This window comes from Terrisporobacter sp., from assembly GCF_017888745.1.
Lineage (GTDB): Bacteria > Bacillota > Clostridia > Peptostreptococcales > Peptostreptococcaceae > Terrisporobacter.
The window spans coordinates 1-2012 of the sequence record NZ_JAGHFM010000386.1 but is presented as its reverse complement, the minus strand read 5'-3'; the positions used below and the strand labels follow the sequence as shown (position 1 = coordinate 2012).

Genomic DNA, 2012 nt, shown 5'->3' with positions numbered 1-2012 from the left:
TGCTAAAATCACTGATTTTCAGTGATTTTTTTGTTTATAAAGAATTTATTTTAGTAGAATATTAATTTTCTAACTGCAAAACATAAAGATATATTTTAAGGGATTATAAATTATATGAATTGTAGATAATTTATAATCCAAACTGATAATTTTGAGCAATGGAGTTGCCTGAAGTGTTAACGAAGGCATCTCGTTGGCGATATGAAGTGGAGCGCTTACGCAGTGGCTTAAGCGAAGCGAATTTTTTATAGTTAGGAGAATAATATGATATACAAAAGAAATAATTTAAATAAATATATATTAATAGTAATATTATTTATAATAGCATTTAATAGTCTTGGAATTACCAAAAATGAAAATATGGAAAATAAAAAGATTCATAATAATATAATAATAGAAAATATAGATGTGGGAAAAATGACCCAAAAAGAAGCCTTAAATAAACTTAGTAAGATTTATGAAATTAAGAATTTTAAAATAATTTATAATGATAGAATTTGGAATATTAGACCTCAAAATATTGAACTTGACTACCACATAGAAGAAAGTGTAAAAGAAGCTTTTAATTATACAAGAAGTGATAATACTTGGGAAAATATAAAAAGAAAAACAGGTTTAAGAGTTAATAAACCTTATACTATAAAATTAAAAGCTACATATAGTGAGACTAAATTAAGTGAAGAATTAAGTAAAATATCAAATGAAATAAACATTGATGCTCAAGATGCAACACTTAAAGTTGAGCCTAATGGAGAAATAAAAAGAACTAAATCAAAAATAGGTAAGCAAGTCGATTTATCACGACTAAAAGAAGAAATCTATACTATGCTCAATAATAAAAAAATTAAAGATATAAATTTAGAAGTAATTGATTTAAAACCTAGAATATCCACAGAAGAAGTTGAAAGTATAGATACTATTCTAGCACAATTTAGTACAAGCTTTAATGATTCAACTTCAAGGGGAAGTAATATACATGTGGCAGGAGAAAGTACAAGTGATATACTTTTAATGCCTGGAGACATGTTTTCTTATAATAGAGCAACGGGAGCTAGAACATGGAATAATGGATATAAGAGTGCTCCTATAATTGTAGGAGGAAGGGTAGTAAATGGTGAAGGAGGAGGAGTTTGTCAAGTATCTACTACTATTTACAATGCAGCTCTATTGTCTGGACTTAAAATAGATGAAGTTCATAATCATACAATACCTTCTAGGTATGCACCAAGAGGTAGAGATGCAAGTGTATCTTATGGGTATACAGATTTAAAATTTACTAATCCTTTTAATCATCCTATTTATATTAAGAATATAGTAGGAAATGGGGCTATAACTACTAAAATTTATGGCTGCAAATCAGATTGTCAAAAGATTATTATTAAAATGAAAGAAGAGTTTTCAAAGGATAAGATAACCGTACAAACATATAGATTATATTTAGATGAAGAAAATAATATTATGAATAAAGAATTAATTAGTACTAGCAGGTATAAATTAAAATAAAAAATTATTAAAAATATGTTTAAAACGAAAATTATTAGGTATATATTAAGTATAATTAATAATGATTAAAAATATTTTAAAATAAATTTATAATATAATTTGGGAGGGTCTGAATATGAAAAAATTTGTTTGTACAGTATGTGGTTATATATATGAAGGAGAAAAAGCTCCAGAAGTATGCCCAGTATGTAAAGTAGGTGCTGATAAGTTCGAAGAAATGAATGGAGAATTAAGATGGGCTGATGAACATAGAATCGGTGTTGCTCAAGATATAGATGAAGATGTAATAGAAGGATTAAGAGCTAATTTCGTTGGAGAATGTACAGAAGTAGGAATGTACCTTGCAATGTCAAGACAAGCTGATAGAGAAGGATATCCAGAGGTTGCTGAAGCTTACAAAAGAATAGCTTTCGAAGAAGCAGAACATGCTGCTAAATTCGCTGAATTATTAGGAGAAGTTGTAGTTGCTGATACAAAAGCTAACTTAGAAGCAAGAGTAGAAGCTGAAT

2 protein-coding genes are annotated in these 2012 nt (G+C 27.7%); both read left to right on the top strand.

Annotated elements, in window-relative coordinates; all coding sequences use genetic code 11:
* Positions 1-264 precede the first annotated feature (264 nt).
* Positions 265-1503: a VanW family protein gene (locus J7G74_RS16295; protein ID WP_297137335.1), complete on the top strand. Its 1239-nt coding sequence runs from the start codon at positions 265-267 to the stop codon at positions 1501-1503.
* Between the two features lie 115 nt (positions 1504-1618).
* The coding region (locus J7G74_RS16290; RefSeq protein ID WP_297137334.1) for a rubredoxin-like domain-containing protein at positions 1619-2012 on the top strand (394 nt) is incomplete at its 3' end.